The organism is Pontibacter silvestris (genome assembly GCF_020907275.1).
Lineage (GTDB): Bacteria > Bacteroidota > Bacteroidia > Cytophagales > Hymenobacteraceae > Pontibacter > Pontibacter silvestris.
The window spans coordinates 352,536-377,703 of the sequence record NZ_JAJJWI010000001.1 but is presented as its reverse complement, the minus strand read 5'-3'; the positions used below and the strand labels follow the sequence as shown (position 1 = coordinate 377,703).

Annotated in this window: 21 protein-coding genes; 13 read left to right on the top strand and 8 right to left on the bottom strand. The window is 39.8% G+C overall.

Going from position 1 to position 25,168, the window contains the following annotated elements:
- Positions 1-7: 7 nt before the first annotated feature.
- The gene (locus LN995_RS01530) at positions 8-418 is read right to left on the bottom strand and encodes a septal ring lytic transglycosylase RlpA family protein (protein WP_229957698.1); all 411 of its coding nucleotides are present in this window, start codon (positions 416-418) and stop codon (positions 8-10) included.
- A 135-nt stretch (positions 419-553) separates the two neighbouring features.
- On the opposite strand from LN995_RS01530, the gene LN995_RS01525 reads away from it, so the two are divergent.
- Together LN995_RS01525 and ychF are read left to right on the top strand one after the other, a co-directional pair.
- Positions 554-886: a DUF3276 family protein gene (locus LN995_RS01525; RefSeq protein WP_229957695.1), complete on the top strand. Its 333-nt coding sequence runs from the start codon at positions 554-556 to the stop codon at positions 884-886.
- 363 nt (positions 887-1,249) lie between these two features.
- Positions 1,250-2,347: a redox-regulated ATPase YchF gene (ychF, locus tag LN995_RS01520; protein WP_229957692.1), complete on the top strand. Its 1,098-nt coding sequence runs from the start codon at positions 1,250-1,252 to the stop codon at positions 2,345-2,347.
- Positions 2,348-2,548: 201 nt separating this feature from the next.
- Here the strand turns inward: ychF and LN995_RS01515 are convergent, their stop codons facing one another.
- The 6 genes from LN995_RS01515 to LN995_RS01490 form a co-directional block, all read right to left on the bottom strand.
- Complete coding sequence (locus LN995_RS01515; protein WP_229957690.1) at positions 2,549-3,460, bottom strand: AEC family transporter; 912 nt, start codon at positions 3,458-3,460, stop codon at positions 2,549-2,551.
- Positions 3,461-3,697: 237 nt separating this feature from the next.
- Positions 3,698-3,925: a hypothetical protein gene (locus LN995_RS01510; protein ID WP_229957688.1), complete on the bottom strand. Its 228-nt coding sequence runs from the start codon at positions 3,923-3,925 to the stop codon at positions 3,698-3,700.
- Positions 3,926-4,110: 185 nt separating this feature from the next.
- Complete coding sequence (locus LN995_RS01505) at positions 4,111-4,818, bottom strand: 2'-5' RNA ligase family protein (RefSeq protein ID WP_229957686.1); 708 nt, start codon at positions 4,816-4,818, stop codon at positions 4,111-4,113.
- A 34-nt stretch (positions 4,819-4,852) separates the two neighbouring features.
- Entirely contained in the window at positions 4,853-5,212 is a 360-nt protein-coding gene (locus LN995_RS01500; RefSeq protein WP_229957684.1) for a GNAT family N-acetyltransferase, read from the bottom strand.
- A gap of 224 nt (positions 5,213-5,436) precedes the next feature.
- Positions 5,437-7,347, bottom strand: a complete 1,911-nt coding sequence (locus LN995_RS01495; protein ID WP_229957681.1) for a DUF294 nucleotidyltransferase-like domain-containing protein — start codon at positions 7,345-7,347, stop codon at positions 5,437-5,439.
- Positions 7,344-8,045: a 3'-5' exonuclease gene (locus LN995_RS01490; RefSeq protein ID WP_229957678.1), complete on the bottom strand. Its 702-nt coding sequence runs from the start codon at positions 8,043-8,045 to the stop codon at positions 7,344-7,346. Before LN995_RS01490 ends, LN995_RS01495 begins: the two co-directional genes overlap by 4 nt.
- Positions 8,046-8,848: 803 nt before the next feature.
- On the opposite strand from LN995_RS01490, the gene LN995_RS01485 reads away from it, so the two are divergent.
- Positions 8,849-9,937, top strand: coding sequence for a cytochrome-c peroxidase (locus LN995_RS01485; RefSeq protein ID WP_229957676.1), 1,089 nt, complete (start codon positions 8,849-8,851; stop codon positions 9,935-9,937).
- 613 nt (positions 9,938-10,550) lie between these two features.
- The gene (locus tag LN995_RS01480) at positions 10,551-11,813 is read left to right on the top strand and encodes a DUF6600 domain-containing protein (RefSeq protein ID WP_229957674.1); all 1,263 of its coding nucleotides are present in this window, start codon (positions 10,551-10,553) and stop codon (positions 11,811-11,813) included.
- 82 nt (positions 11,814-11,895) lie between these two features.
- On the opposite strand, the gene LN995_RS01475 is transcribed toward LN995_RS01480, so the two are convergent.
- Entirely contained in the window at positions 11,896-13,674 is a 1,779-nt protein-coding gene (locus LN995_RS01475; protein WP_229957672.1) for an aminopeptidase P family protein, read from the bottom strand.
- Between the two features lie 327 nt (positions 13,675-14,001).
- Between LN995_RS01475 and LN995_RS01470 the strand changes: the two genes are divergently transcribed.
- From LN995_RS01470 to LN995_RS01430, 9 genes are all read left to right on the top strand, one after another.
- A complete protein-coding gene (locus tag LN995_RS01470) occupies positions 14,002-14,409 on the top strand; it encodes an Hpt domain-containing protein (RefSeq protein ID WP_229957670.1) in 408 nt (135 codons plus the stop codon).
- A 41-nt stretch (positions 14,410-14,450) separates the two neighbouring features.
- Positions 14,451-14,819, top strand: a complete 369-nt coding sequence (locus tag LN995_RS01465; protein ID WP_229957668.1) for a response regulator transcription factor — start codon at positions 14,451-14,453, stop codon at positions 14,817-14,819.
- A gap of 4 nt (positions 14,820-14,823) precedes the next feature.
- Positions 14,824-16,062 (top strand): YaiO family outer membrane beta-barrel protein, encoded by a 1,239-nt coding sequence (locus tag LN995_RS01460; RefSeq protein ID WP_229957666.1) that lies wholly within the window; start codon positions 14,824-14,826, stop codon positions 16,060-16,062.
- A gap of 5 nt (positions 16,063-16,067) precedes the next feature.
- A complete protein-coding gene (locus LN995_RS01455) occupies positions 16,068-17,159 on the top strand; it encodes a HEAT repeat domain-containing protein (RefSeq protein ID WP_229957664.1) in 1,092 nt (363 codons plus the stop codon).
- Position 17,160: 1 nt separating this feature from the next.
- Complete coding sequence (locus LN995_RS01450) at positions 17,161-18,591, top strand: glycosyltransferase family 2 protein (protein WP_229957662.1); 1,431 nt, start codon at positions 17,161-17,163, stop codon at positions 18,589-18,591.
- A gap of 586 nt (positions 18,592-19,177) precedes the next feature.
- Positions 19,178-19,393, top strand: coding sequence for a hypothetical protein (locus LN995_RS01445; protein ID WP_229957660.1), 216 nt, complete (start codon positions 19,178-19,180; stop codon positions 19,391-19,393).
- A 631-nt stretch (positions 19,394-20,024) separates the two neighbouring features.
- Positions 20,025-20,768, top strand: a complete 744-nt coding sequence (locus LN995_RS01440; RefSeq protein ID WP_394801817.1) for a polysaccharide biosynthesis/export family protein — start codon at positions 20,025-20,027, stop codon at positions 20,766-20,768.
- 5 nt (positions 20,769-20,773) lie between these two features.
- Positions 20,774-23,155 carry a GumC family protein gene (locus tag LN995_RS01435; protein WP_229957658.1) on the top strand — a complete coding sequence of 794 codons (2,382 nt, stop codon included), beginning with the start codon at positions 20,774-20,776 and terminating at the stop codon, positions 23,153-23,155.
- Between the two features lie 126 nt (positions 23,156-23,281).
- Positions 23,282-24,802: a lipopolysaccharide biosynthesis protein gene (locus LN995_RS01430; protein ID WP_229957656.1), complete on the top strand. Its 1,521-nt coding sequence runs from the start codon at positions 23,282-23,284 to the stop codon at positions 24,800-24,802.
- Positions 24,803-25,168: the final 366 nt, after the last annotated feature.

The following is a 25,168-nucleotide window of genomic DNA, read 5'->3' as shown; positions in this document are numbered from 1 at the left end:
AGAGGTTTTATTTTGTAGTAGCTGCTTTTGAAACGGCCAAAGGCGAAACTTGTTGCCCTGCGTTTTCCTCATTTATGATTTCCAACCTAACCTTTCCTATTCCATCCCGCACCATATCTATTTTCCTGGCAGCAGCCTTTGAAAGATCAATGATATGGTAACGACTACGGGCCATACGGTCGTTAATCTTAACGATGACACTTTTACCGTTTTTGTGGTTGGTTACCCGCACGCGTGTATTGAAAGGAAGCGTTGCATGCGCAGCTGTAAGCTGGGTTTTATCGTAGCGCTCACCGCTTGATGTCCGGTGGCCTTGCATACGATCGGAGTAAAAAGAAGCCTTACCCTCAGTTAAATAAGTGCTTTTAACGTTGAAAAACGAAAGGAGCAATACTAGTATAATTGAACATATATTCATGCTATACTATGTTGGTTCGTACACAAATATAGTAAGAAGAAAAAATATTCAAATTTTAAATTCAAAAACTTTTATATATCGGATCAATATGTTACTTTTATGTTCATAAAGTTGAATTTAACGTCTATTTAAACGGTGGAAGAGAACAACGAAAAAGCAGAGATTTATTCCCAAAGAGTAAGAGCAGGGAAGAGAACGTATTTCTTTGATGTGAAGTCAACTCGCTCTAATGACTATTATGTGACCATCACAGAGAGTAAGAGAAAGTTCAAAGACGAGAGCTTCTCCTATGAAAAACACAAGATTTTCTTATATAAAGAAGATTTTGCAAAATTTGTCGAGGCTCTACAGGGAACAATTGATCACGTTAAATCTGAACTTCTTACAGAAGAGGCACTTGCCACGCTAGAAGCACAGGTAGAACCAGAACCAGCAGCTTCATTTGACGAAGAACTTAAGTGGGAGTAGTTATTAAACTACTTCTCTTTTGAAAATAACTAGCTTATGGTATCCTCCATAAGCTTTTTTTATTTTGTACAAACCTTAGTTTCTCAAGGTTAAAACCTCTATTCCCTGTGCAGGGTATATTTCAAATAACTTATCAGCTATTTGTTATTGCGGTCAGTTTAAATGTATAATTCCAGTATTTTATACAGACTTAAATACACTCTGCTATCACGTGTATTGCCGCATAACCAGCCTTTCATTTATAAAATACCCGATAACAAGTTAGTTATAGTTTGTAGCAAAGCCTAAAGAGTATAAATGACGCTGCACACGTAGTTAAATTGTTGTATATTTGCGGCTGATTTTACTATAATTCAGAAATTAATGGGACTCAGATGCGGAATTGTAGGGCTGCCAAATGTAGGTAAGTCTACTTTATTTAACGCTATTTCTAACGCCAAGGCAGAATCTGCCAACTATCCATTTTGTACCATAGAACCAAACGTGGGGGTTATTACTGTACCTGACGAACGCCTGCAAATATTAGAAGAACTGGTTCATCCTGAACGTGTACTACCTACTGTAATTGAGTTTGTTGATATTGCAGGTTTAGTACAAGGTGCCAGCAAAGGCGAAGGTCTGGGTAATAAATTCCTGGCAAATATTCGTGAAGTAGATGCCATTATTCACGTAATACGTTGTTTTGAAGACCCTAATATTGTGCATGTTGCCGGCAAAGTAGACCCAATCTCTGACAAAGAAATTATTGATACTGAACTGCAACTAAAAGACCTTGAGTCTGTTGACAAAAAAATACAGAAAGTAATTCGTTCAGCAAAGTCCGGTGACGCAAAAGCTAAAAAAGAGCTGGCTAGCCTGGAAAAGTATAAAGCACACCTGGAGGCTGGCTTAAACGTCAGAAGCCTAGACACTACTGAAGAAGACAAAGAAGCTGTAGACGATCTGAAGTTACTGACAGAAAAGCCTGTTATATATGCTGCTAACGTAGATGAGGACGCTGTAAACACCGGCAATAAATTTTCCGACGCCCTAACTGAGTACGTAAAGAACGAAAATGCGCAGGTAGTACTTATCAGCGCTTCAATTGAAGCACAGATTGCAGAGCTAACGGACCCTGAGGAAAAAGAGATGTTCCTGTCAGAGTACGGCCTGCAGGAATCTGGTTTAAATAAATTGATTAGGGCTTCTTACGAACTGCTTGACCTTATTACATACTTTACAGCTGGCGTGAAAGAAGTACGCGCCTGGACAATTGGCAAAGGTTGGAAAGCTCCGCAGGCAGCCGGTGTCATCCATTCTGACTTTGAGAAAGGTTTTATCCGTGCAGAGGTAATCAAACTAAAAGATTACCAGGAACACAAGTCTGAAGCTAAGATTAAAGAAGCAGGCAAAATGGCTGTGGAGGGTAAAGACTATGTGGTACAGGATGGCGACATTATGCACTTCCGCTTTAATGTATAGTTTTTCATAAACCTGCAATAAAAAAGGAGAGTAGCTTTGGTCTGCTCTCCTTTTTTATTGCAGTATATCCTTTCTTGTAAATTAGTAACCTAACCCCTGGCTTCAGGAGTAGTTATAACTTTCATTAAGATAGCAAGGCTCACTCCACTCCTATCTTTGCGCCTGATTATCGGCAACAAAGTCAGCTCACTTAAAATTTACTTATACCCCCTGCACCAGCCAATACCACACAGCCAGTGTCAGAAACGAAACTGGTATGCCAAAACCAATCATCATGTTAGCCAGGCGAGGTTTTAAACCATAAGTGGCAGCTACAATAGAAGGCGTAATCATGGGAGCCATCGCTGCTTCTAACACACAAACCTGTACTACCTCTCCCCTGGCTTTAAACACCCACACATACAGCCCATAAATTATGGCCGGGGAAATAATTAACTGGTAAGCCAACCCCAAAGTAAGAAAGCCCCAATGCTTACTCCGCTTTTCAATACGCAACTGCATTCCAACTGATACCAAAGCCAAAGGGGTAACGGTGGTTCCTAATCGTTGAAATACATCATTTAAATCATCAGAGAAATGTAAACCAGCTATGTTCATAGCTAACCCCACAATAAAGGCAACTAGCGGTGGAAAAGTAAACACCTTTTTCAAAATAGCTTGGGCACTTGCCTTACCTCTAGAAAAGGAAGCTGCCACCGCTATGCCTAAAGTAGAAAGCACAAGAAATGAACCCGGTTGATCTATGATAATTGAGGTTCTCAGGCCCACGTTACCATAAAGTGCCTCCATAACCGGAAAACCAATAAATGATGTATTTCCAAGTCCTGCCATTAGAATAAGGCAGCCAGTAAGCTTCCGGGACCAGCTGTAGATCTTTCCCAAGCTCCAGAAAATAAGGGCTGAACCGGCAAAGCAAATCCAGGCTACACCTATCGGAAGAAAAAGCGTTTGGTCAAGCTTTATTTCTGGTATAAAGTTTAAAGCCAGTGCTGGCAGCGATATATATATAATAAACTGGTTCAGCACCAAAGGGGTATTAGAAGGAAAATCCCGCACATGACGAAGCAGAACGCCTATCGCCAAACACAGAAACAGCAATATAAAACTACTCATAACTAACCTTTAAATTAGAACGACCAAAAGTAAGTAGCTTCAATACAGTATCAATGTTGTTTGAACAATAGAATTTGCATCAGATCAGCTTAATACAGCAAAACCAGAGAAAGAGGTTTCTCTGGTTTTGCTGTATGTTTAAGGGTATAGGCATTACCTCTTATACTTAAAGTTCCAAATGCTTCGAATAAGCAACTTCCTTTAAAACACAAACCTTACTTGCTTACTACCTGGTTCTTATTTTGAGTAGCTGACAAAGAGATCTTTGAACATCTTAATCTGGAACTCTGGAGAAAAGCCATTCTGAACTCCTTCCTCTATGTCTTTATTCATTTGCTCATAGGTTAAGCCAAACTCCTCCCCTATATTAACCTTTAGCTCATGAAAGGTATAATCTGACATAAAAGGCGTACGCAATACCTCAAAAACACGATCAATTTCTTTTCTGTACTTAATTGCTGACATATTGTTGAAAAGTAAAAGGTTACTAACTCTATGATAAGAAATTAAAATCTGTTTTCATAACTTTTCAGGAACTTTCACACTTAAATCATCAGCTTAAAGTCCTAAGGATGCACTTTTGAACTTTAGCTGCAAAACACTACTTACATCTGCCAGGGAAGGCTAAGCTATAGTAAGAAACAAATGCATTAACGTACCTCTTGCAGTAGTTTTAACTTAGCTAATTGCTTTACCATATTCTGCCTTTGGTACCAATCATTGCTAACAAGCTCTACTTCATGTACTAATGCTGTACCAAAGTCATGGTCTCTGTATTTCTCTAACACCTCATTAAAAACCTTGCTATTAGTTGGCAACTCCTTAAACCTAAGCACAGTGCTATGTGCCGTTACAATTGTATACCGTGTGTCCATTGTCTGCTGAAGGCCTGAATCTTTAAAAGCAACTCTCAACTCGTCTCTCAGTTCTTGAAGGGAATCACCATTAGGGAAGCCTTGAACCATAATGCAGGACGGAGAAGCGGTAATGCCACTAAAGTGCACCTGGAAGGCTGCAAGCTTAGCCGTAATGCTTTGTATTAAGGATACATACTCCTCGACCTTAATCATGTTAAGGTGGAAACCAGCATAACAGGAAATAAAAGACATAACAGTAATGTGCAGGTCTGATGCAGGATAAAAATACTGCCCAGGCTCATGCAGCTTTAGCTTATCCAGAAACTTCAGAATATTTTCTTTTACTTCCGGAGATAGTCGGGCTAATAATGTAACACCATATCTGGTATCATCTTTTACATCAATTAATGGATCCAGCTCATAAGCTCCTTCTTCAAACAAATTAAAAGATGTATCCCACATCTTCTTATAGTGGTCGTGAAGATCAATTTTAGCGGTCATGCTGATGATGTCTTATTCAGACGAAAAGGTACGATTAACCTTGTGTCAGGTCTTTTTCCATTTTTACATAAGCCATTCCGCCTTTTGTAAAGGTTTTATTGGTTTTCTGCAAGCCAAACCTCTTATAAAAACCAGCCTTATCCGCACGCGCGTTACACCACAAAGTCTTTACAGTTAGTTCAGAAGCAACAGCTATAACATGTTTCAATAAGACAGAACCGCAACCTTGTCCTTGCTTAGCTGTTAATGTGGCAAACTTTCTAAACTGTGCTTCTTCACCCTTTACAAACAAAGAGACAACTGAAGTTAAAACGTCATTCAGGAACAGCCCATAATGTAGCCCTGTATCATCCTCCTCAAGCTTTACATAAGCAGTGTCCTTTTCTGGCCACATAACGCTTCTTCTCAATTCTAGTGTATCTTCTCCTTTTATTATTTTAATATGAATTTCAGGCAGACTCAAAGCTTTATTTTAAATGTGTGGTTCCATAAATATCACAATTATTCTGCATAAATAAAATAACAAAAAGAATAAAGCCTTAGCTAACTGATAAGCAGTAGCTAAGGCTTTACATATTATAAAATTTTAATTAGTCGCTGACTAACAACTACCAGGACTTACCCGAACAGGTTGTTGGTAAACTCCACTTTAATGTTTGACTGAAAATTAGAGATAGTCTTGAAAATCTCTTTCAGCGTTACCTGCTCAATTTTGGTCAAGCTCCTGATGTCAATATAATTATCTGGCTCTGATTTATCATTTATGATCTGGCTGGCCTGTTTCTGCAAGCGCAGACTCATCAGGTAATAATATGACTGCATAAGTTCATTATATTCCCTGTCAGTAAACACTCCTTTATCTTTTAAAGCCTCTAAACGTTCTCCTGTATTGGTTTTAAAAATCCTGTTCTTAAGGGCATAAGCTCTGACAAGATCCACTATAGGTGTCATGGCTTTTTTTATGTTGATCACCTGCTGTGTTCCCTTGGTAAAGGTTCTTATGTTGTTAAAGAAAGTCAAAGGTGGCTCGTACTGCAAAGCATTGTTTCCCATGTGGAATAGAAATCTGTTCAAAGGCTTTTGCAACTCCTCATCCATAAATTCCTTCAACTCATCCATAATAGACACTTCGCCATAGATGTAACGGCAGTCGAAGAAGGTAGAGAAATTCATAACAGTTTCCGGCACAGACTGCCGCATCCAACTTTCATAATTACGTTTCCAATGCGACAGGGAATGTGTCCATTTAGGGTTCTTTGCCATAAAACCACCTGTGCAAAAGCTAAAACCAACATGGTTAAGCCTTTCTGAAACCATATCAGCAAACTTAAGGAAATACTCCCTTACCAGTTCCCGCTGTTCGTTTGCTTTGTCTTCGTAAATAATGGCGTTATCCTGGTCTGTTTTAAGCGTTTGCTCTTTTCGTCCCTCACTACCAAGCACCATGTACACAAATTTAGCAGGAGGTGCACCCACTTCATCAATTACGCTTTCTATTACCTTCAGGGCAATAGTATCAGACACAGTGGTTATGACCTGATTTACAATTTCGGCCTTTACTCCGCGGGTAAGTAACTGCGTTACTATATCAGGCACCTTTTGCCATTTCTTTTTAAGCTCTTCTACAGAACGGGCCAACTTTACCGACTGTATAAACACAAACGGAGACTGTGCCTGCTCGCTTAGCAGTTTGTTACGGCTGATAACCCCTACATATTGTCCGGCTTCCTCAATAAGCAAATAGCGTGTCTTTGTCTGGAACATCAGCAAGATGGCTTCATACACGTAAGCCTGCGTATCGATAGACACAATGGGGTTGTCCATTATACTAATGATAGGTTGCTGTACATCCACTTGCCTTGCCACTACATTGTCCCGGATTGTGATATCTGAGAGGTAACCTATAATCTTTTCCGCTTCATCTTTCACAAACAGGCAACTGGTCTTTTGTTCAGCCATTACCTTGGCAGCTTCATAAATAGGTGTTTCGCTTGTACAGGACACAATATCACGATATTCCAAGCTTTCAATTTTCCTGGAGTACATCTGCTCAGAGGCAATGTAATTTTCCTCCATCGTCGTAATTGGGCGTTTCACAAAATGCGCATACTCATCGTTCAGCATCCGTTTACCGAACTCACCAGTAAAGAAGTGGAAGAATTCTTCATTCGCCTGACAAAGTGCCCTAAAATCCCTTCTGTGCAAAAAATATACGAGCGTGTCTTTTTTGGCTATAACTGTACGGAGCGATTTCTTTCTGTTAAGAAGCACAGACAGCCCCCCATAGCAGTAACCTGTTTTATGGTGTTCTATCACTCTTTTATTCTGCTCACTATCATAAAAGAATGCTTCATACTCTCCCTCTACAATAATGTCTATCCCTCTCATTTTAGTAACCTCCTGGTGATAGATGAAAGTCTCTTTTGAATAACGAACTTCCTGTAACAAGTCAACTACCCCTAACAGCACATCATCTGATAGTACATGAAATGGCTTTACCGTTTTAAGAAATGCCAGTTTATCTTTCATAGCCAGTTAATAACTAATAAAGTACAAATTAAAAACAATAATATAATTGAAACACCACAGCCTAATTTATGCTCCGTCTTTTCTTCTTCCTCTTTAGATAATTGCTGCAGTTCTATCTGGTTGTCATCAATGTCGCCCTTCTCTAGTAACCTAAAGAAGCATTTTGCGGTTGCTTTTGCATCTACTAAAGCATCGTGCTGCTGCTCCAGCGGAATACCAAAAAGCCTTTCGTATAAATCGCCTAACCTTAAAAACTTCTGGTATGGATTAAAAACATAATTGGCTGTAGCCTTCATAGTACAAAATGTAGGAAGCTCTTTAATAGGGTTTTGCATGCCTGCCCTGTAAAAGTCAGCTCCCAGCATATGAAAATCCAGTAGCATAAAATGCCCTACAACCATAGGCTTGTATTGAAGTAGATCCTCTGACAGACGCGCCATAACAACATTTCTGTCTTCACCATTCTTCAGAAGGAAGTCATGTGTAATGCCGTGTATCTTTCTGGAGGCAGCTTCGATCTTGAAGTCTTTGTCTTTGATGAAGTGATTTTCCGTCTTAACCTCCTGCCCCTCTTTTGTGTAGATCGTCCAGGCTACCTGAACAGAGTTAGGCCAGTTACCTTCTTCAGAATAAGGCTTGTTCCATTCTTTAGGTAATCCAGTGGTCTCGGTATCTATAAACAACAAATAGTCTCTCACAGCCTGAAAATACCGATTAAATTTATCGAATAGAAAATACTGGAATTATATTTTTAATGTGTATACGCACGAATCCCGACCTTGGCGTTCAGGTGCGTTAGCTAACAGCCTGTTTTAATTTTAGTTGGATGTTTTTGTATGAAATTTATCTTGACTATCGCCCCTTGCTATTTAAGTGTACGTTACCTACTTGTTCAGCTAGAGTCTATACTAGTGAAGTTATAACAAAGTCTACCTGCCCCTTTCCTTTTTCTATATAATTAATGGACTCCATGTCTTCTATAAAGCCTTGGAGAAACATTGCTTGATTGTTTTAATGCAGCTACTATCAATTTTTAAACCCAGGCAAGCTACGTCTGAGTTAAATGTATGGGCAAGTTCAGTATAGTCTATAGATATAAATCAGCTACATTGTTTTCAGGAAAAAAGCCACTATTGCAACTGCCCGTAAGCAGTAAGCATAAAAAGTTATAGGTTTTAATTAACTCTATATCATCTGAGGGCCAATATATTGATAAATAGTTCATATTTTTAGGCAATAATATTATATAACACAACAAAACATTATATCTTTTAAATAAGTAATGTAACATTTACTTTGAACACATAGATTCTGTTTTCACAACTTTGTAAGAATGAAATATATTAGCTCTAGAATCGGCCTTGCAGGCGATAGATATCGCTCCAAGGAAATCAATGCAGCAGATCTTACAGGTGTATTAACTATTAACATCATTTCTTAGCTTAGAATACCTCCTAAGCATATGCATATCATGAGTTTACTTAAGCATTCTTTAAACAAATTGAAGTTAGCTAAATGGGGCTGCGTAATATTATTTTTAAGTTCTGCTTGCCAAAAGACTGACAAGGAAATAGGAGAAATACTTAAAGACCCAACTCCCTACACACTTGTTTATCCAGCTACATTAGCACCACCTACAGTACCAGCCGATAATCCTTTAACCGAAGAAGGAGTTAAGCTAGGGCGGATTCTATTTTATGAAAAAAAGCTATCGGCAAAGGGTAATATTTCATGCGGCTCCTGCCATATACAAAAATTCGCTTTCTCAAGTGGTACAGCCTTAAGTGAAGGTACAGACGGATTAAAAGGCACCCGCAATACTATGCACCTTGCTAATATAGCCTGGGATAGCAATTTAACCTGGGATGGATCGGCTAAAACGTTGGAAGAGCAAGCCCGCATTCCGATAACCAATCACCTGGAAATGAACACTTCTTTAGATCAGGTCGCAGCTAAGTTACAGCAAACAGATGCCTACCCTAAGTTGTTTATGGATGCTTTTAAGTCTCCGGTCGTCACTCCGGAAAACATTCAGAAAGCTATTGCACAGTTTGAAAGAACGCTGATTTCCTCTAATTCAAGGTTAGATCGGTATCTGAGAAATCAAGCTACTTTAACGGCAGAAGAACTGGAAGGTATGAAACTCTTCATGACGACTCCTGTACCCGAGCAAGGTATACGAGGTGGCAACTGCGTTACCTGCCATACCGGAGCGTTGTCGGGGCATAAATTTACGAATATTGGCTTAGAGGAGCATATTACAGACAAAGGCTTAGGTCTGGTAACGGGAAACATCACAGATAATGGTAAGTTCAAAGTACCCTCCTTACAGAATATAGCTTTAACCGCACCGTACATGCATGATGGCCGCTTTAAAACATTAGAAGAAGTCTTAGATTTTTACAACGAACATGTCCAGGTAAACAGCCCCAACATAGATACTATTATGCTACAAACATCAAATGAGGTTAATGGCAAGACGCTAAAGCTGACAGAGACTGAAAAAGCGAAAATAATTAAGTTCCTGTTTACTTTCACCGACTCGTCTTTTGTCAACGACACCCGTTATTCCCCGATAGACCTCGAATAAACTTCTTCTGGCTTATTACTCCATACATAGTAACTTTATGAAGTTTCTGTGTTTTACCACCAACATATAACTACATGGAGAAACATGGTTGCCATGTGTGATTATAGGAGATTCCATAGGCAGATAAACACTCTTCTAAGTGCTAAAGAAAGGGTACTGAGGGTGAATAATCAACTTGTTATGAATATTAATGCTGAAATTCATAAAAAGTTAAAATAAGACCATACGCTAATATTTTTATGGCATATACAGTAGTAATATTAGAGGATACTGTAATAAATCTATTACTGCAGCATAAACAAATGCTCATCCCTAAAAGCTATTTATCATAAATAACCAAGGAAATCCTAAAACTTATAAGCAGGCACCTACAGCTAGTTTCATACTAGAAAAGAATATTATAAGCTCATTAACTTGTATTTAAGTAAATGTATAAAAGCAGCAAGCTTGATAGTATGGCTGCGTTTACAGAACATTGTTCCTTTCATGAAGCTTTCCATCAGACACGACATGAGCTGGGTCTTCAAAAAAACATCTAAAGAGAGTTCTGCAGTATTTTTGGCACTGTATTTAGTATATTAATAATAGGATGCACCTTAATTAATAAAACGGTATGGAAACGATAAAGAAAATATGGATCAGCTGCTTAATTGCTTTGTTGGCTATCAGCATTGTTCTTCCTGAAAAAGCAAAAGCTCAGGTAGGAGTCAGTATCTCTTATCAGACTTTTTACGATGAGCTCTCTCCGTATGGTCGATGGATAAACTATCCTAATCAGGGATATGTATGGATACCAGATGCCGGACCTGACTTTCAACCCTATGCTACAAACGGGCATTGGGTGGTAACTGAGTATGGCAATACATGGGTTTCTGATTATGATTGGGGCTGGGCTCCATTCCACTATGGGCGCTGGCTGTACGATGACTTGTATGGATGGGTGTGGGTACCGGGAACAGAATGGGGACCAGCATGGGTTAGCTGGCGTTCTGGTGGTGGATATTATGGCTGGGCACCCTTAGGACCTGGGGTTAATATTAGTGTTAACATTAACATTCCTATAAGACATTGGGTGTTTGTACCTCAGATGTACATTACCAGCCCTAGAGTTTACACCTACTGTGTACCAGGAACACGTGTTATAAATGTGTACCGAAAAAGCAACTTTATTAGAAACGAGTACAGACACAACAATCATGTGTATGCTTATGGCCCCCGCCGTGATGAGATAGAGCGTGTAACAAGAAGTAGAGTACAAGTACATAGAGTTGATAATATGGACAGGCCCGGCCGCTATGATGTAAGAGGGGGAGCCGTGAGAGTATATAGGCCAGACGTTGCTGATAACAGGCATAACACGGGACGCCCTGAACGTATTGCAAGTGCTAATACAGCCGGCAACAGAATAGGTACCTCTTCAGAAAACAGAAGCAGGCCTGATAGCAGAACGACTGCTACTTACAGCAGAGATCGTGCTATAAGAAGTAACACTAGTGTGCGTAAATCTGAAGGATTAAGCAGAACTGAAAACGTGACAATAAATCGTAGTGCTAACCCTACTACACAACGTCAGGAGTATCAGCGAGCGGAAAAGACGGAGTTTGGTAGAACCAGCAGAGGAGAAGCAATAAGAAGCAGGTCTACACAACAACCTACTTATGAACGGTCTCAGCAACAAAGATCTCAACTTAACAGAGAATCCGTACCTAACCAACAGCGTACGCAAAGAGAAGTGCAAACACAAAGGTCTCAGACCAAACAGAGAGAAGCCAGCACTGTAAGGTCACAAAGGTCGCAGCAAAGAAGCGAAAGACAACAGACCCAACAAAGAAACTCTTCCCGCACCGAAAGAAGTAGTAGCCACGAAAGAGACTAAGGCTGTTATAATATAATCAGATAAGAAGGAAAGCAGTACCTCGTTTGAGGTACTGCTTTCTATTATTGCAGCTGTGCTTAAGCTAAATAGCCTTTGCTTTCTCTTTTAGCCAGTTTAGCTCGCTTTCACTTAAATGTGGCCCGAGCTTCTCCACAACCTGTTGGTTATAGTTATTCAGCCAATTGATATGATGATCCTCCAGTAATTCTTTTTTAACCGGGGCAGTATCTATAAGGGCAACCGTCAGATGTTCAAAAGTGTAGAACTCACCGAATTCATTTACCTCATCCTCTACCGTCAGCACCAGGTTTTCGATGCGAATACCATAGCGGTCAGGGCGATAAATTCCAGGTTCCACCGAACTGATCATGCCTAACTCTATATCAACTGGAGTTGGTGTAGGATTGAACACATGCGGCCCTTCGTGTACGTTAAGAAAAAAGCCAACTCCATGGCCCGTACCATGACCGTAGTTGCGGGCATAATCCCAAAGAGGTTTACGCGTAATAGCATCAATTTGGTAGCCCCTAGTGCCTTTTGGAAAATGAGCCGTAGAGCCATCAATCATTCCTTTCAGCACTAAAGTATAGTCTGTCTTTTCTTCCTCCGTCAGGTTACCTAACGATACCACTCGGGTGATATCAGTTGTACCGGTTTGGTACTGCCCACCGGAATCCAGCAGGAAAAGCCCATCTGCTTTAAGGGCTACATTACTTTTTTCTGTGGCTCTGTAATGCGGCAAAGCTCCATGTGCTTTGTAACCTGCTATGGTATCAAAACTAGGGCCAACGAAGCCTTCCTGTGCTGCTCTGAACTGGTATAGCTGTTCCTCCGCCGATAATTCTGTTATTTCAGTATTACCAACATTCTCTTCCAACCATTTAAAGAACCGGGTTACAGCTACACCATCTTTCACCATTGTTTCACGGGTGTGAGCTACTTCTACCTCATTTTTAATAGCTTTAAAGAAGGTAGTTGGGTTGGTATTCTGAATTACACCAACAGAAGTTGGCAGCTGCTTATATAAAGCAAAGCAATTCCGCTTCGGATCTATAAAAATAGTTGAGGCAGCCGGAAGATTAGCCAGAGCTCGTTCAATTAAGTCATAAGGTTGTAGCTCTACGCCCGCCTCCTGTAACTGCATTCTATCTGATTCACTTAATTTAGTTCCATCAACAAAAAGCAAGGCTTTATCCTGGCTGATTAAAGCAAAATTAAGCACAACCGGATTGCACTTCACATCACTCCCACGCAGGTTAAAAAGCCATGCAAGATCATCTAATGAAGAGATCAGATTATAATCAGCTCTGTACTTTTTCAATGACTGACGCAGCCTCGTAAGTTTACTTGAAAGAGACTCTCCTACTATGTTTTTCCCTACTAAAAAAGCTGGTGCAGTTGGTAAAGAAGGTCTGTCTTGCCAGATCGGCTCCAGGTAATCTTTATCGCTTATGACTTCGGTACCTAAAGGCAGCAACTGCTGTTCTAATAACTGCGCCAACTGAACAGATATCAATTTAGCATCAAAAGCTACCACAGCCCCATTATCTAAGCGCTCAGCCAGCCACTGTATATATTCAGGAGCATTCTGCACGTTCAGTTTCACCAGTTCAAAACCTGTATCTGTTAACTGTTCTTTTGCCTGTACAAAATAACGGGCATCTGTCCAGAGACCGGCAAAGTCTTCTGTTATCACCAAGGTACCCGCTGAGCCTGTAAAACCAGACGCAAAATTAATGCATTTGTATCTATCAGGCACATATTCACTAATATGTGGGTCCGCTGAAGGGATAATGTAAGCACTCACACCTTCCCCTTTCATTTGGGCTCGTATGGCTTCTAATCTTTCTTTATAGGTCATATCATTGTTTTCTGGTCAAAGTGGCAAATTAAAGAAAGATCAGGAGAAATGCCCAAAACGTAGTGCTATAGCACAATTCAAAGGCATATTTAAAACTTCTACGCACTTACCTAACCTTCAGATAATATATACAAAATACAATTTATATAAAATTTTAATTAATTATAGTTAAAATAAATAAAGTTAAATTTAAAACACTAAAAACCCTGTTATATTAAACCACAAACACATTTTAATTGTATAACATGAAAATATTTCCTATTCCAGTATCCTGATAAAAGCAAAAACCATAACTTTACGACCGGCTTAAATCTTTAAATAATTCACATGCCCATAAATACTATAAATGATAAACCTATTGCCACAGCAGGAGAGCATGTGCAATTCGAAAAAGTGTGCAACTTAACATACCTTAAAAAGATGTCGAGCGGCAATAAGGACTTTGTGCAAGAGATTATCAAGTTATATTTAAAACAAGCACCAGTAGAACTAGCCAAGTTACAGAAGGCAATAACTACTGACGACCAGGAAGCTGTAAAAGTTATAGCACATAAACTAAAGTCTTCAGCCTCTATGCTTGGAGCAGACAGTATTGTCTTGCGGCTTAAAAGATTGGAAGCCTTAACTGTATCAGAAGCTGCAGATACTGAAAGGGTACAACTTTATAACGAGCTTGAAGCACTTAACAAACAGGCTACAGAAGAAGAACTACTGCCACTCATAATCCATACATAAAGTAGCAGTTCCATATTAACATTACTTAATCATAAAACACTATGAAGATCCTTGTTGTTGAAGATGATGAAATGGTTCTACGTGCGTTAGAATTCAGGATGAAAAAGGATGGCTATGAAGTTGCTGCGGCCAGAACAGGTAAGGAAGCTTTGGGAATGCTGAAATCTGACACTTTTTCTTTGGTTATCACAGATCTGATGCTACCTTTTGTAACTGGCATGGAGGTATTGTCTTATATAAAATCTTCTCTCCCAAACCTACCAGTTATCGTGCTTTCCGGTGCCGATGAAGAAGGAACCATAATGGACGCTTTTAAATTGGGAGCTGATGATTTTATAGCCAAACCTTTTAGCCCCGGTGAACTGACCTTACGGGTTAAGCGGCTTTTAATTCGCAATACTTCATTATAAGATTATGTCCCGAAAGTGGCGCATAGGGGCTCTAAGCCTTATAATAACCCTCCATATTATTACAAAAAAAGCTTTTGCTCAACATATAGCGCCTGTCGATTCACTTTTTAAACAAGCACAGGAGTTAGCTAAAGCTGGCAAATATAAAAATAGTCGTAAGCTGGCTCGCCAGGTTATAAGCATAGTACCACAGCATACCGATGCGGTTCTTCTTATTGGCAGAACCTTCGCCTGGCAGAATATGTCCGATTCTGCAAAGGCAACACTTTTACCCCTTATACAACAGGCTCCTCCAAACCAGGAGGCTCTGCTGGTATTAGCTGATGCAGAACTTTGGGCGGGAGAACCTGAACAGTCTTTACAGTTTGCAGAGACTGGCCAGAAAGCTTTCCCTGCCTCCCCCTTTTTTCTGCTTGCTAAAGCACGCGCATTACACCACTTGAAAAGGTATAAAGAAGCAACAGAAGTAGTAAGAGCTATCCCAGAAGAACAGCCTCAGTATGAAGCTGCCTTAACACTGCTTGAAAAAATAATAGATGCCAGCATGGTTAACCGCCTGAGGGTAGTGCACCAGAGTACAGTTTTTATGGAAAGTATGTCTCCCTGGCATCTAAGTTCTATAGAATATACCCGCCTTGCTCCTAAAGCTAAGTTTCTGGCTCGGGCAAGTTATGCACAAAGGTATTCGAAGCAAAGTATACAAGGTGAGTTGGAGACATACCCTCAGCTAACTAAAAATACATATGTTTACTTAAATGCTGGCTTTTCAGACAATAAGCTTTTCCCGACTTACCGTGCAGGAGCTGAAGTTTACCAGGTACTTCCTTTCAAAATAGAGGCTTCGCTTGGTGCAAGAACGCTCTTTTTCCCATCCGAAACGGTCGTGTTATATACAGGATATTTAGGTAAGTATTTTCAAAAGCAATGGTTATCATTCCGGCCTTACTTTCAAAAGCAACAGGATGGCTGGCAAACCACTGGTATTGTACAGTTAAGGCAATACCTGAAGCATGAGGATGAATATTTAACACTAACCCTGGCAAAAGGCTCCACTCCTTATAACCTAGTTGGTTTTGAGGAGATAAGCAGGTTAGATGCTGCCCGCGTTGGCATGGAAGGTCAATTCCGCTTAGGAAAGAGCTACTTAGCAGGTGGAACACTTATGTATGAGCAGGAAGAGTATGAATCGGATGCGTCTCATAACCGCATTACGATGGGCTTGTCTTTCCAGGTTAAATTTTAGTGTGTATGGGTAAATTCTACAAACTCCTAAACATTTTCGCAGGATTGCCTGAAACAGTAGATATGATTCTGCATATTTCACTTAGCTTTTTCGCTGTTACCTTTGTGGTCTTTCTCTTCATCATTTTCAGCAGAATAAAAGAAGGAATGCAGTTAAAGCGGCAAAAATGGCTTGAAAGGGAGTCTCAGGAATTCATTACTTCCTTTCTTTTTGATGAAGAATGGACTGGGGAGCGTACAGCCCTGTTTAGAGCTAAAACTCTTACGACTACCTCAAGCCGCCAGATTTTCCTGGAAAACCTGATCCGTATGCACAAGAACATCATCGGAGAATCTTCCAATAAGCTCAGTGTTCTGTATCAGGACCTGGGGCTATATCAGCATTCAAAACAGAAGCTGTACTCAGACTCCTGGGATGTTATTGCCACAGGTATAAGCGAATTAGCCGAAATGGGAATGCGGCAGGACACTGAACTTATCCGTTCATTCATTAAACAGTCAAATACAATTCTAAGGTCAGAGGCACTGGTCGCTTTGGTAAAACTGGAGAAAGATGTTCCTTTTTCTTTTCTGAATGAACTATCAGAACCACTATCAGGATGGCAGCAAATGCAACTGGCTAAAGCAAGTCATAAAGCTCATTTTGTTTTACTGCCAGAGTTCAAACAGTGGCTAACTAATCACGAAGAAAGCATTGTTGTTTTCAGTACCCGCATGGTTGTACAACATGCACAGCATAAAGCTATTCCAAGTTTAATAAAACTATTGCAACATCCTTCAGCAGAGGTTCGGAAAGAGGTAATTATAGCACTGCGGCAATTAGAAGCTTCTGAAGCCACCGAAAGCCTTATTGGCATCTACCCTGCTGAAACAAAAGAAAACAAGCTGCACATACTTAAAGCTCTTCCTATCATCACATTGGATGATACATTTGAATTTTACGAAACAGTACTGCGCGATAGCGACAAAAGTTTACAGATTGCAGCTGCCAGAGCTCTTATCAAAAGCGGAGGAACAGACTTTTTATTTAACATAAAAAATGACCTTCAACACGCACTACAGTCTGTAGCTGCCTTTGTACTTGACCCTAGAATATAGCATGCACTTACAAGATATTATACAGACACTAGCCAATCTCTTTAGTTACCTGGTCATGTTTTATGTTATCGGTATCTACTCCAGCTATTTTATACTAGGGCTTATCTCGGCCATAGCCATGGCTGATTATAAAAAGAAGAACAGCTTTGTTGACTATCGTTCAATACTTTCCTCAAAGTTTGCGCCCTCAGTTTCGCTTATCGCACCTGCCTATAATGAGTCTCTGACCATAGTAGAAAATGTCCGTTCACTGCTAACGCTGCACTACAACAACTATGAGGTTATTATCATAAACGATGGCAGTAAAGACAACACTATGCAGTTGCTCATAGAGGCTTATGAACTTGAAAAAGTAGACTTCATCTTAAGTGAGCATGTAGTAACTAAACCTGTAAGAGGCATTTATAAAGCAAAAAATCCTGCTTATCATAAGCTGGTAGTAGTCGATAAGGAGAATGGCGGGAAGGCAGATGCTCTGAATGTTGGTATTAATGTTTCAGTAAATAAACTAATTGCCTGTATTGATGTTGATTGTGTTCTGGAACACGATTCATTGCTAAAGCTGGTAAAGCCTTTTATGGAAGAAGACAGGAAGGTAATAGCAACTGGAGGCGTAATACGCATTGCCAACTCCTGCGTGGTAGAAGACGGGCGCCTGACACACGTTCACGTACCTGACAAATTCATAGCACGGGTACAGGTGCTGGAGTACTTCAGGGCATTCTTGATGGGACGCATGGCTTGGGCACACATGGATGCGTTGTTACTCATTTCAGGCGCGTTTGGCATGTTTGATAAGGAAACTGTAATAAAAGCAGGCGGTTATAATCATAACACGGTTGGCGAAGATATGGAGCTACTGGTAAGAATGCGGCGACTCATGTACGAGGAGCAAACTCCTTGTAAAGTAGCTTTTATACCTGACCCGCTTTGCTGGACAGAAGCTCCTCAAACCTGGAACATTTTAAAAAGACAGCGTAACCGCTGGACAAGAGGAACAGCTGAAACCCTGATGCTACACCGGAAAATGATTCTGAACAAACGCTATGGAATACTGGGTTTGGTGAGCCTTCCGCTGTGGGTGCTTTTCGAGTGGTTTGCTCCACTTTTCGAATTTTTTGGAATGCTTTTTTTCATGTGCATGGCCATTGCAGGATATGCAAACTGGCTCTACTTCTTTTCTTTTTTTAGCCTGATATACAGCTTTGCAATCATGAATTCGCTGTTTGCCATACTTTTTGAAGAATTGTCTTACAAACAGTACAAGCGCCTGACTCACATGTTAAAGCTAATTGGCACAGCTTTACTTGAGCCTATCCTCTATCACCCTGTAACAGTTTGGGCAGCAGTAAAAGGAAACTATGATTTAATTACCGGCAAGAAAAGCTGGGGGGAGATGACTAGAACAGGTTTTGTTCAGAAAGGGAAATAATAAAACCAACGGCCTTGCATCTTAAAACAACTTAAGATTACATTACCATTAAGTCAAATACAGTAACAAACTCTTTTCATGGTTACCTGACTACTTTTTTTTAAGACAACTGTTATTCCTGTTGCCCAATTTACTTTGTCAGAAATAGCTACTCTCGTATTCATAAAAATTTCTGAACACTCATTTCAAGTATAAAAACCATAAAGTAAATAACATTCAATCAAACATCAAAAACTGATATTAATGACACGAGAGTTGGCTACATAGTAGCCTGCAACAAAAAACAGAACTATGAATTGTTACTTTCAGCCTTTGCCAAACAAGCTACTAAGTGGAAACCCATCTGGCAAAATAGCTAACATCCTTAAGGTTTGCTTACTGTAAAGCTTAAAACAATCTTGTGACTTTTGATCTTTTTAACAGCTAAACATATATTGTATTAAAACCACATACAACGAATGTTACAATTTTAATAAATTAATAAGATTAATTTTATACACAACTTTTTTAACAAAAAATACGTAGCATATTTGCTCAAGTTTTAATTTATATCCCTATATTGTACCTATATATAGTTATCAAGCTTATGGAGTACAATATAATCATAGCCCCCACCCTTGAAAGTTTAGCTGTAGAAGTTTCCGGCTTTTTACCTAAGGGCTGGAAATTAAAAGGAGGTATTTTAGAGCACAATGATGGTTATGCTCAGCAGTTAATACGTAACCCATCAGAAAGCATTAGAAGCCAGGCTCGTAAACCAGTTGTGGCTACAAAGCCCAAACGCACTAAGTGGATTGAATAAGTAAGTATATCTTTAAATTTTAACTTTAGCCATTAAAGCCACTGCCTAAGCACATAATGTACTTAGGCAGTGGCTTTGATTTTTTAAATTTGAAAGTCCATCGCTGCTTAACTAACTTAACTAAGGTGTGTTTCTTTTACCTACGCCATTTTCTACCAACCTATCCCCTTTGTCATTCACAGTTTGGCTTTACTGTTAGAAATAGCGTTGACAATTATGATAGCTGTTGCTACTAAGCTGTTTATTTAACCCTTCTTTGTCTTTTTATCAACAACTTAAATTAAGTGCGGGTAAAGCTTTACAGTTTCAACTTGCTCTCGTCGCGTAAAAGGGGAGGCTAAAGCACCAGAACCTGTTCCCATAGGCAGCTGTTATACAAATTAACCCGGCTGACATAAACAACCTTTGATATAGCATAAAGCAGTTTTGTTAGCAACATCAGCACTAAAACACGCCTGTTTGACTCTTACAACGACATTCCTATAACTAAGTATCTATATATCTTGTGCAAATAGTATACTAAAATATGAATCCTTTTCAAATCAACAGCAGTAAAAGCAAGCAACAAAATCAAAAAAAGATTTGGATACCACTCTTTATTCAATCATATATGCTGAAAAAGTTTTTTTACCTGGTTTTATTTATCACAGTATCTTCTTGCGTATCAAACAAAGACCTAATATATCTACAAAATCAAAAGCTGTCTAAATTAACGCCAACAAACGTTGCCACAGCAGACTTTGTATATAAAATAAAACCAAGTGACGTGCTGTCTGTAAAAGTACAAAGCATTCAGCCCGAGATAACCAATATCTTTAACATTACTATTGGTCAGGCCGGTACGGTTCAGTCAGACCCAGGTAACCTTTACCTTTCCGGTTATGTAGTAGATGAAAATGGCTTTATTAATCTGCCCACTGTTGGCAAAGTAAAAGTTACAGGTTACACCGTAAATGAGGCACAACGCGTAGTACAGAAAGAAGTTGATAAGTACATCAGAAATGCAAACGTGATTGTGAAACTTACCAGCTTTAGGGTAACCGTATTAGGCGATGTCAATCGCCCGGGGCAGTACTACATCTTTAATGCAAAAGCTACCATACTGGAAGGCCTTGCTTTGGCTGGAGACCTTTCTGAATCAGGCAGCAGAAAGAATGTTAAGCTCATCCGCCAGACAGAAGGAGGCTCTGAAGTTGTGCTGATCGACCTGACTGATCCTGACCTGATGCAGTCAGAGTATTATTATTTACTGCCTAATGACGCGTTATACGTACAACCACAGACGGCTTACATAAAGAGAAACAACCTTACATTGCTTGGTGTAGTATTTTCTGGTATAACAACAGTTGTCTTGCTTTACAATGCATTCAAATAAGTGACATGAAGAGGAATAAGAGAGAGAAAGAGATTGACCTGAAGAGCTGGCTCTTTAAGTTCAGGAATAAGTGGTATTATTTTGCTTTGTCATTAGTAATACTCTTAGGCTTAGCTTTTCTATATGTTAAAACAACTACACCTCTTTACCAGGTTAAGTCAACCTTAAAGCTTGGTGATAAAAACACTGGTTCTAAAGAGGCACAGGAACTATTGTCTTTGCTAGGAACACAGGAGCAAGGAGTAACGGTAGAAGATGAGGTAGGTGTGTTAAAGTCTAAGACAATGCTGTATAACACCATTAACAGCCTGGACTTTGATGTATCATATTACCATATAAAAGATAACTGGATAAATACCTTTGGCAATCTGGTTGTGGAGGAGCAATATGAAAACACGCCTTATAAAGTAGTGCTTGACTCAACTTCAAATCAAATTGTTAATCAGCCTATCTACATAACAATGCTGCCTAACGGCAAGTACAGGTTTACGCTTACAGCCGAAGATGCTTCTATATACAACTTCGATAACCGGCGCGTTGTAAACATGCTGCCTATTGTTGAGCTGGATAGAGAAATGGAATTTGGAGAAAAGTACAATGATGGCAGCCTGAGCTTTACGATCTACAAAAACGACTCTACGGCAGCTTCTCCTGCAGCCAGCGCTGGTACATCTTATTTCAAAATTAACGACCCTACATCTCTTGTTACTTCTTATCAGAAAAGGCTTGAAGTAGTTCCTATTGGTAAAGATTCACGCATTCTGGATTTGCACCTCCAGAGCCCGGTGCCTAATAAGGACATTAAGTTTCTGGATGCTCTGGCAAAGCAGTTCAAAGCCCATGACCTGAACCAGAAGAATGAAACCGGCAAAAAGACCCTGGCTTTTATAGAAGAACAATTAGGCACTATAGCTGATTCGCTTGAGAAGAGTGAAGAGGCACTCACCTCCTACCGTTCTTCGCAGAACATTACAGATGTTGCTGTACAGTCCAGCACTGGTTTACAGAAACTAAACGACCTGGAAGCTGAGAGAGCTAAGCTCATGGTCAACAAGAAATACTATAGCAGTATTCTAAGCGGAGTTCGGAATGACAATGATTTAAGTAACATATCGTCTCCTCCTTCGGCTGAAAGCAGCCCTATTCTCAGCAGCCTTATTATGAAACTAACTGAGCTGCAAAGAGAGAAGGCCGGATACAGCATAAGCGCTACTGACGCTAACCCTGTAATCAAGGTAATGAACGAGGAGATCAGAAACACTAAGAATGCTCTATTAGAAAACATATCCAATACCATAAAGTCTATTAATATATCTCTTGCTGAGGTAGACACCAGAATAGCCACTGTAAGAACAGCATTGAACGCTTTACCGGAAAATGAACGCCGGTTGCAAAGCCTGAGAGGCAAGAGTGCTTTTAACGACAAAAACTATGCTTTCCTGTTAGAGAAACGCACTGAAGCATCTATTACATTAGCGACAAATGCATCAGACATAGAAGTTGTGGACCAGGCTCATTTGTCAGACACTAAACCTGTAAACTCTAAAGCAAGCGGCATTTTCGCTCTGTCTTTCTTAGTAGGCCTGATACTACCTGCAGGACTTATTATACTATCTGACAAAGCTGATGACACGATAAAAGGTAAAGATGAATTGAAAGCAATTACCAGTATACCTTTCTTAGGTGTTGTAGCCCATAACCCGGATAAAGACGATAAACTGGTGATGCTGCATAATAACAGGTCAGCTATTGCAGAATCGTTCAGGTCTGTCAGAATAAACTTTCAGTACCTCTCTTCCAGTACAGGAAGTAAGGTGGTAGGTATAACATCCTCCATTTCCGGGGAAGGAAAAACATTTTGCTCCGTGAATCTTAGCTTGGAATTAGCTTCTGCCGGAAGAAAAGTAATATTAATAGAGACAGACTTACGTAAGCCTACTTTTAGCAATTACTTTAATATTAATAATGAGATTGGCTTATCGAACTATATTACTGACGATATAAACCTGCGCGATGCCATACAACCCAGTGAGCATCCTAACCTCGATATAATATCATCAGGACCTATACCGGCAAATGCCATTGAGGTGCTGGAAATGCCGCGCATGCGAGAACTTGTGCATTTACTGCGTGAGCAGTACGACTATGTTATATTAGATACACCACCTGTTGGTTTCGTGTCAGAGTATTTCATTATGATGAAATACACCGATGCTACTATTTATGTAGTACGACAGCAATACACACAGAAGAACCTGTTGCAGCCAATCAACGAGCTCTATGAAGATGGTAAGATACAGAATATCTCGATGATTATAAATGACGTTAATTATAGCAAAACGTACGAATACGGCTACAAAACCAAAGCAAAGGGTTATTACGTATAGCTCTTGTTTCTACTAAATAGTTATTACTGGCAGTGCTCAATAACTGGAGTCATATAGCTCTCTTAAAGCACTACCAGTTTCATTCTTATGCCTGGGGCCTAAGGAGGATGATCACCTAAATATATAATGAGTCAGAACCTTACCTCTAAAACAGTAAATGGCTTAAAATGGAGTTCTGCCGCAACGGCTACAAACTCTCTGATGCAGATAGGTTATACAGCCGTAATGGCTCGTTTGCTGGACCCTGCAGCGTTTGGTTTGGTTGCCCTGGCTGGTGTAGTTTTAAGATTTGCCGCTTATTTTGCACAAATGGGTATGGGGCAGGCCTTAATTCAGAAAAAGGAGCTTGTTAAAGAAGATATCCGTTCTGCATTTACCTCTTCTCTGTTGCTTGGTGTTATTTTCCTGGGGCTTGTCTGGCTACTGGCTCCCTTTGCCACGCTTATTTTTGATAACAAAGGAGTAGTGCCAGTAGTAAGAGTAATGGCTTTTTCTTTCCTCATCACAGGTCTTTCTACCACCTCCGTTAGCTTGCTACGTCGCAACATGCAGTTCAAGTCAATAGCTATCATAGAGATAATTGCTTATGTGGTGGCTTATATAGGTGTGGGGGTTAGCCTAGGCTACCTGGGGTATGGCGTATGGAGCCTTGTCTATGCCAGCCTTACTTCAGCAGCCATTATAACGGTTTTGTCATACCTCGTAGTGCGGCACAATGTCATCTTTCTCTTTAGCTGGAAACACTATAAACCCTTTTTCGAGTTTGGCAGTAAGATATCTTTTATTTCATTCCTGGAGTTTCTGGCTTCAAACCTGGATACCATTATTATAGGTCGATTGCTTGGGCCTGCTTTGCTGGGTATCTATAACAGAGCCTTTATGCTAATCAGTTTGCCAATTAACTATTTAGCTAACAGCATATCAAAGGTTCTTTTTCCTGCCTTTAGCAAGTTACAAGGGGAGGTTGGGAAGCTAAAAAATATTTACCTGTCTACTGTCTCGCTAGTAGGCTTTATTATTATCCCTGCCTGTGCAGGTGTATGTGTGGCCGCTGATACCATTGTGCACGTACTATTAGGCGATGATTGGTTAGCGGCTATACCCGTACTGCAAATTCTGGCACTTTCTGTTCCTTTAAGCTTCCTTGCCCACTTTGGTGGAATTCTATGCGACGCCACAGGAACTCTGAAGCATAAGATTTACCTACAGATGGGCACCTTAGCTCTATTACCAGTTTTATTTTATCTGCTTTACGGCTACGGGTTACCAGGCATTGCCTTTGCCATCTTACTAACTACCGTAGTTAAACAACTCGCCTACATAATTGTAACAAAGTACATATTACATTTCAGCTTAAAGGAAGCTCTTTCCATGTACATCCCGGGCTTGTTTTCAGCTATAATTACGGGTGTCGCCATTTTTATTGTAGAAGCCCCCCTACATGCCATTGATGCTCCAAAATTACTGATGCTGCTGATAGACATAGCCATTGGGGCCATAACACTGTTCCTGTCGCTTTTCCTTAGCCCTAACAATAAGCTTAAGAAAGAAATTGGGAACAGGCTGGAGAGTGCTTTCCCGATCGGCAAAGAGGTTACTTCTTTTAAAGACAAAATTATATCCCGCTCCATTCAGATTTTAACATAAAAGCAGCAGCTACATTGTACAGGTAGTAGTGTTCTTCCTCAAGAGAAGCTAAGGCAAATCAGCTGATATTAACAGGTTATTAATAAAGTTTATTACTTGAGTATTGCGATTTTTTTCACTAAATAAGTGTATTTAAATACAACCATATTTTAAGAAAAAAGTAAAAACTCGAGGATAAGTTAACTAACATATGCTATGTTTAATATACATCCTCTTAAGGTAAATGTCTATAACCTGAAACAGGTTCCTGTTTCAGGTTATAGACATTTACCTTAACAATTTACCCAAGCGCTAAAAATATATAAGCAAGAGATTAACTTTGGTAAAAGCAACTCTCTCCAGTACACCTGTGGCTACCAATAACTA